The 6,815-nt window shown below is 67.7% G+C and carries 7 protein-coding genes; 1 reads left to right on the top strand and 6 read right to left on the bottom strand.

Annotation, left to right across the window (positions count from 1 at the left end; genetic code table 11):
* The 5 genes from AWC14_RS00175 to ctaC all read right to left on the bottom strand — a co-directional run.
* On the bottom strand, positions 1 to 377 hold a 377-nt coding region (locus AWC14_RS00175; RefSeq protein ID WP_142281479.1), incomplete at its 3' end, for a transposase.
* A 150-nt stretch (positions 378 to 527) separates the two neighbouring features.
* Positions 528 to 1,166, bottom strand: a complete 639-nt coding sequence (locus AWC14_RS00170; protein ID WP_045378043.1) for a DUF2561 family protein — start codon at positions 1,164 to 1,166, stop codon at positions 528 to 530.
* Positions 1,166 to 2,050, bottom strand: coding sequence for an MmpS family transport accessory protein (locus tag AWC14_RS00165; protein WP_045378046.1), 885 nt, complete (start codon positions 2,048 to 2,050; stop codon positions 1,166 to 1,168). Before AWC14_RS00165 ends, AWC14_RS00170 begins: the two co-directional genes overlap by 1 nt.
* A gap of 193 nt (positions 2,051 to 2,243) precedes the next feature.
* Positions 2,244 to 2,663 carry a cytochrome c oxidase subunit 4 gene (locus AWC14_RS00160; RefSeq protein ID WP_045378049.1) on the bottom strand — a complete coding sequence of 140 codons (420 nt, stop codon included), beginning with the start codon at positions 2,661 to 2,663 and terminating at the stop codon, positions 2,244 to 2,246.
* Positions 2,664 to 2,681: 18 nt separating this feature from the next.
* A complete protein-coding gene (gene ctaC / locus AWC14_RS00155; RefSeq protein WP_045378052.1) occupies positions 2,682 to 3,734 on the bottom strand; it encodes an aa3-type cytochrome oxidase subunit II in 1,053 nt (350 codons plus the stop codon).
* Positions 3,735 to 3,901: 167 nt separating this feature from the next.
* Between ctaC and asnB the strand changes: the two genes are divergently transcribed.
* Positions 3,902 to 5,821: an asparagine synthase (glutamine-hydrolyzing) gene (asnB, locus tag AWC14_RS00150; protein ID WP_045378055.1), complete on the top strand. Its 1,920-nt coding sequence runs from the start codon at positions 3,902 to 3,904 to the stop codon at positions 5,819 to 5,821.
* Between the two features lie 7 nt (positions 5,822 to 5,828).
* Here the strand turns inward: asnB and AWC14_RS00145 are convergent, their stop codons facing one another.
* A complete protein-coding gene (locus AWC14_RS00145) occupies positions 5,829 to 6,803 on the bottom strand; it encodes a carbohydrate kinase family protein (RefSeq protein ID WP_045378390.1) in 975 nt (324 codons plus the stop codon).
* Positions 6,804 to 6,815: the final 12 nt, after the last annotated feature.

Raw genomic sequence — 6,815 nt, 5'->3', positions numbered from 1 at the left:
TCCAACCGCCGCGGCCGATCCGAAGCCCGCAGCCGGTTACGCATCCCGACCAACACCGTCGGATGAAACGCCGCCGCCCCCACCGTCAACCCGGCGGCAGCCTTCCAGCGCAGATCAAATGCCAACCGGTCACAGGCCTCTCGATCAGAGAGCCCCTCATAGGCCTGCAGCAGCATCACCGTGGCCACCACCCGCGCCGGCACCGTCGGGCGACCCCGCGTCGAGGCCTTGAACAGATCGGCGAAATACTCATCACCAAACAACGCGCCACCGTGCTCAGCCAACAGCCGATAGATACTGCCCACCGGCAGCTGATCACCCACCAGCAGCATCACATCATCGAATCGGCCCTGCCGAACCTCACATCCCAACGCCACGCACCGATCCTCGCGGCAACCCGCACCAAACCCACTCAGCCACGCCGAAACCCGCGCCACTAAATCAGCAGTCTCCTAGCCCGGCCCGCTACGAATGCGACACAGCCGGGTGGTCACGAATATTGCTGTGGCCGTGAGGCTTTTACGCGGCTAGTGCTGGGCGAGCGTGCGGCGCAGCCGCCGTACGTGTTGCCACGGGATCACCGGCATCGCGACCGTGACAATCCCGGCGATGACGTACGCGCTCCAGGCGGCTCCCTGATGCCCGACGGCCATCAGGTAGGTCGCCGTCGCGACCGCGATCAGTGCCACCCCCATCGCGGCCATCAGCGAAAGACCGCCGCGCAGCCAGATGCGATCGACGGCGGCGTCCGACAACCGGGGTCGCAGCGTGGTCAGCCGCTCGGTGGGGGCCTGCTGGATGGCGCTGCGCGACGGCGGATGCCCGGGTCGCAGCGGCTGGCCTCCCGCAGCGCGAGCGGGCACCACCACTGACCGCGCGCCGGCGTCGGGCCGGGTGGTGCGGCGGGCTCGCAGCAGCACCGGGATCGCCGCCAGGATGACCAGCGTCGAAACAACGATGATGACGTAGAGCACCGCCGACGAGTGTGGGCTGCCGGTGCCCTCGTGAAAGCCGCGGCCCAGGTCGGCCAGTGCGACGACGGCGGCCACGCTCACGCCCACCAGCACCAGCCAGATCGCGGCGCACACACCGATCAGGATGCGGTCGCCGGTGGTCGGCGACACCGTGGACCAGCCACGCGGGCCGGTGGAATATCTGTCGGCCATCAGCAGCTCGTCTGCGGCGCGTTGTTTTCGTTCGACGACAACACCTGCCCGTCGCTGGTGGTGATCGAGCAGTTCAGCCTGCTGACCCGAAACAGGCTGGACGCCTCCACCGACCCCACTTCCGACTGCGAGATCGGCGTGACCGTGATCGACCACGGGATGTAGACGTTGTGCTGGGTGCGTCGCCGGCCGGAAGCGTCGACGTAGGTCACCGAGATGATGTCGCCGGGCGCTTTGGTGCCGGTCACCGAGTAGGTGACCTGCCGCGGACCGGCCGGCGTCGTCGTGGTCGGCGGCGGCGGCGCGGCGGCGGACGTGGTCGCCGGCGGTGGCGCCGGCTCGGGTGTCACCGTCACCGTCTGCGGCGGAGGAGGCGGCGGTGGCTCGCTGGTCGGCGGCGGGGGTGGCGGTGGCGCCTCGCTGGTCGGCGGCGGCGGAGGCGGCGCCGGCGGCGGCGTGGTGACGATGATCTCGTCCTGCATCGGCGGCGTGGACGTGGGAGCGGTTTCGGGGGTGGCCAGTTTGTTGGTGTCGGTGCGGGCGAACAACAACGACACCGACACCACCAGAGCGATCGCCGCCACGATCGCGGCGACTCCCACCACCCACGGCCACCGCGGCGGGGTGGCTTCCTCTTCGGCCGGCTCGTCGTAGCTGTCGTAGTCGTAGAGGTCGAGATCGACCGGCACGTACGGACCGCTGGTGAAGTGCTCGGACTCCGGGGCCGAGTAAGCCCGCGAATAGATTTCGGTCTCGCTGGTCTGGACGCTGTCGTCGGCGTGGTCCCCGTCGTAGGGCTCTTCGTCGAATTCGTGGTCTTCGGTGGGCTCGACGCCGGGTTCCAGTTCGTCCGATTCCGGTCCTGGGGGATTCGGCCCGCTCATGTTTGCCTGTCCTGTCCGACTACATCACCGACGCACGCAGCGCGGCGGCTGCGTGGTCGAGTGCGCGCTCCGATAATCCTCATTGTGCCTCGCAAACCCTACCCAACCGGCACAGGCACGGCATTCTCGGCGACCTGGTCACGGATCAACTGATGCCCCGATTGTGACCTTGCGAGTAAGTGGTGGGCGCCGCTCAGTGCTTCTCGGGACCGAGGTAGTACTCGAAGACCAGCCCGGCGGCCGAGCTCAGGATGAACACGACGCCCGCGACGATCAGCCAGGGCAACCACAGCGCGATGCCGACGGCGGCCACCGAGCCTGCCAACGCCACCAGCACCGGCCACCAGCTGTGCGGGCTGAAGAAACCCAACTCCCCTGCGCCGTCGCTGATCTCGGCGCCCTCGTAGTCTTCCGGGCGGGTGTCGAGCCGGCGGGCCACGAACCGGAAGAACGTGGCGACGATCAGCGCCATGCCGCCGGTCAGAACCAGCGCGGTGGTGCCGGCCCATTCCACCCCGCCGGTCGCGAACAGCTGAGTCAGCACGCCGTAGAGCACCGCGGTCACGACAAAGAATGCGGCCACGAACTCGAACAGCCTGGCTTCGATATGCATCGCTGGTTCCTGGCTTTCCTACTTGCTCGCTTGGGGTGACCGCTCACCGCGGCGGGTTTCGAACGGGTGGGTGGTTTGGGCGAGCGGCGGCTGGTTGATCGCCTGCAGCGCTTGAGCGTTCGTCTTGCCCGCGATCCGCTGCTGCAGGTAGGCCTTGAAGTCGTTGGGCTGCACCACCCGAACCTCGAAGTTCATCATCGAGTGATAGGTGCCGCACATCTCGGCGCACCGACCGACAAATGCACCGGTCTTGGTGATCTCCTCGACCTGGTAGCGGTTCACCGAGTGGTTGGCCTCGGGGTCGGGCATCACGTCACGCTTGAACAGGAACTCGGGCACCCAGAAGGCGTGCACCACGTCGGCGGAGGCCAGCTGGAACTCGATCCGCTTGCCTGCCGGCAGCACCAGGACCGGGATTTCGGTGCTGGTGCCCACGGTTTCGACCTTGTCGAAGTTCAGGTAGGTGCGGTCTGACGTGTTGAGTCCGCGCACCGGGCCGACGAGTTCCTCGCCGTGCTTGTCCTTGCCTTCGGGCTTGGAGACCATCGCCGCCTTGCGCGCCGGGTCGGCGCCGTCGTATTTGAGCGTTCCGTCCTTGAAATCGACCTTCTGGTAGCCGAACTTCCAGTTCCACTGGAAGGAGGTGACGTCGACGACGACCTCGGGGTCGGAGGCCAGGTGCAGCATCCGCTCCTGCACGACGACGGTGAAGTAGAACAGCACCGAGATGATCAGGAACGGTGTCACGGTGAGCACCAGCTCCAGCGGCATGTTGTAGCCGAACTGCCGGGGCAGTTCGGTGTCGGTGGCCTTCTTGCGGTGAAACGCCGCGGCCCAGAAGATCAGCCCCCACACGATGACCCCGACCACCAGCGAGGCGATCACCGCGCCGAGCCACAGCTCGCGGTTGCTCTCGGCCTCGTGGGTGATGCCGTTCGGCCAGCCCAGCCCCAGCACCTGCTGCCAGCTGCAGCCGCTGAGGGTGACCGCCAGCAGACCCAGAGAGCCGGCCAGCAACGGCAGACGGAACCGACGGGAGCCTGCAGAACGGCCTGCCCCGCGAGGTGTCACCTTGGCGCCTCCTGTATCCCGAGCTGGGCCGACGAGGCCGGCCGCTCCCTGCAGCAGTCGAATACTACGCAGCGTAGACCACGCGACCCAGCGCAGCCGCGCGAGCCTCCCCCTCTCGCCGTTTGCCGGGTCTCGGCGATCGGCGGGGTGCGGCATACTGGGGCCCGATGTGCGGACTGCTGGCTTTCGTGGGCGCGGCTGCCCGCGACGCGGCCAGCGCCGTGGCCGACGCGTCGCACCTGATGCGCCACCGGGGCCCCGACGAGCCGGGCACCTGGGCCGACGACACCGTGGTGTTCGGGTTCAACCGGCTCTCGATCATCGACATCGCGCACTCGCACCAGCCGCTGCGCTGGGGACCGCCGGACGCCCCGAACCGCTACGTGCTGGTGTTCAACGGCGAGATCTACAACTACCTGGAGTTGCGCGCCGAACTCGCCGCAGACTACGGCGCGGTCTTCGCCACCGACGGCGACGGCGAGGCCATCATCGCCGCCTACCACCACTGGGGCACCGACGCGCTGACCCGGCTGCGGGGCATGTTCGCGTTCGCGCTGTGGGACTCTGCTGCCGGCGAATTGTTTTGCGCGCGTGACCCGTTCGGCATCAAGCCGCTCTTCGTGGCAACCGGGACCGCCGGCACCGCGGTGGCCAGCGAGAAAAAGTGCCTGCTGGAGTTGGCCGAGGTGATCGGCTTCGACACCAGCATCGACGAGCGGGCGGTGCAGCACTACACGGTACTGCAGTATGTGCCGGAGCCCGAAACCCTGCACCGCGGGGTGCGACGGCTGGAATCCGGTTGCTACCTACGGGTGCGGCCGGGAGCGGAACCCGAGACGACGCGCTACTTCGTGCCCCGGTTCGCCGTCGCGCCGATCACCCGGGGCACCGAGCAGGCCCGCTACGACGAGATCACCGCGGTGCTCGAAGACTCGGTGGCCAAGCACATGCGCGCCGACGTCACCGTCGGCGCGTTCCTGTCCGGCGGCATCGACTCCACCGCGATCGCGGCGCTGGCCATCCGCCACAATCCCAAGCTGATCACGTTCACCACGGGCTTCGAGCGCGAAGGATTCTCCGAAATCGACGTGGCCGTCGCCTCGGCCGAGGCGATAGGCGCCCGGCACGTCGCCAAGGTGGTCAGCCCCGACGAGTTCGTCGCCGCGCTGCCTGAAATCGTCTGGTATCTCGACGAACCCGTGGCCGACCCGGCGCTGGTACCGCTGTTCTTCGTGGCGCGCGAGGCCCGGAAACACGTGAAGGTCGTGCTGTCCGGCGAGGGCGCGGACGAGCTGTTCGGCGGCTACACCATCTACCGGGAACCGTTGTCGCTCAAGCCTTTCGACTATCTGCCGCCACGGCTGCGGCGCGGGGTGGGCAAGATGTCAAAACCGCTGCCGACCGGGATGCGCGGCAAGAGCCTGCTGCATCGCGGATCGCTGACGCTCGAGGAGCGCTACTACGGCAATGCCCGCAGCTTCTCCGACGACCAACTGCGCGACGTGCTGCCCGGTTTCCGCCCGGAGTGGACCCACACGGACGTGACGGCGCCGGTGTATGCGCAGTCGGCGGGCTGGGATCCGGTGGCCCGCATGCAGCACATCGACCTGTTCACCTGGCTGCGCGGCGACATCCTGGTCAAGGCCGACAAGATGACGATGGCCAACTCGTTGGAGCTGCGGGTGCCGTTCTTGGACCCCGAGGTGTTCGCGGTGGCATCCCGTCTTCCGTCGCAGGCCAAGATCACTCGCCGGACGACCAAGTACGCACTGCGCCGCGCGCTGGAGCCCATTGTCCCGGCGCATGTGCTCAACCGGCCGAAATTGGGCTTCCCGGTTCCGATTCGGCACTGGCTACGCGCCGGCGAGCTGCTGGAGTGGGCGTACGCGATGACGGATTCCTCGCAGACCGACCATCTGGTGGACATCGCCGAAGTGCGCCGGATGCTCGACGAACACCGTTGCGGCGCAATGGATCACAGCCGTCGCCTGTGGACGGTGCTGATCTTCATGCTGTGGCACGCGATCTTCGTCGAGCACTCCGTGGTGCCGCAGATCGCCGAACCGCACTACCCGGTGCAGTTGTAGCGGCTCACTAGGCCAGCGCGGCCGCGATCTCCTTGGCGGCGTCATCGCCGTAGGCACCGGCCAGCCGGGTCACCGCGGCGTCGCGGTCCCAGTCCCATTCCTGCGTACCGGTCGACTCGAGCACCAGCACCGCCACCAAGGACCCGAGCTGCGCGGACCTCTCCAGGCCCAGGCCCGCGCTGCGGCCGGTCAAAAAGCCCGCCCGGAAGGCGTCACCCACGCCGGTGGGGTCGACCTGGCTGGTCTCGGGCACCACACCGACGTGGATGGTGGTGCCGTCGCGGTCGACGATGTCGACGCCCTTGGCGCCCAGCGTGGTGACCCGCAGCCCCACCTGCGCCATCACGTCGGCTTCGGTCCAGCCGGTCTTGGACAGCAGCAGGTCCCACTCGTAGTCGTTGGTGAACAGGTAGGTGGCACCGTCGATCAGCCGGCGGATCTCCTCGCCGCTCAACCGCGCCAGCTGCTGCGAAGGGTCGGCGGCGAAGGCCAGACCGAGTTTGCGGCACTCCTCGGTGTGGCCGAACATCGCCTCCGGGTCGTTGGCGCCGACGATCACCAGTTCCGGCGTGCCGATCGCCGACACCACGTCGGCCAGCGAAATGTCGCGGGCCTGCGACATGGCGCCCGGGTAAAACGACGCGATCTGGGCCATCTCCAGGTCGGTAGTGCAGACGAACCGCGCGGTGTGCGCCGTGTCCGAGATCAGCACGTTGTCGCAGTTCACCCCATGGGCTTGCAGCCAATCGCGGTAGTCCCCGAAGTCGTCGCCGGCCGCGCCGACCAGCGCCACGTCGCCGCCGAGCACGCCGATGGCGTAGGCCATGTTTCCGGCGACCCCACCGCGATGGATCACCAGGTCGTCGACGAGGAAGCTCAACGAAACTTTTTGCAGGTGGTCGGCGAGCAGTTGTTCGGAAAACCGGCCCGGGAACCGCATCAGATGGTCAGTTGCAATCGAACCGGTCACCGCGATCGTCACGAAAAATCCACC

The sequence above is a fragment of the Mycobacterium kyorinense genome (assembly GCF_002101735.1).
In the GTDB taxonomy this organism is placed as follows: domain Bacteria; phylum Actinomycetota; class Actinomycetes; order Mycobacteriales; family Mycobacteriaceae; genus Mycobacterium; species Mycobacterium kyorinense.
This window is presented reverse-complemented; position numbering and strand designations above follow the sequence as displayed.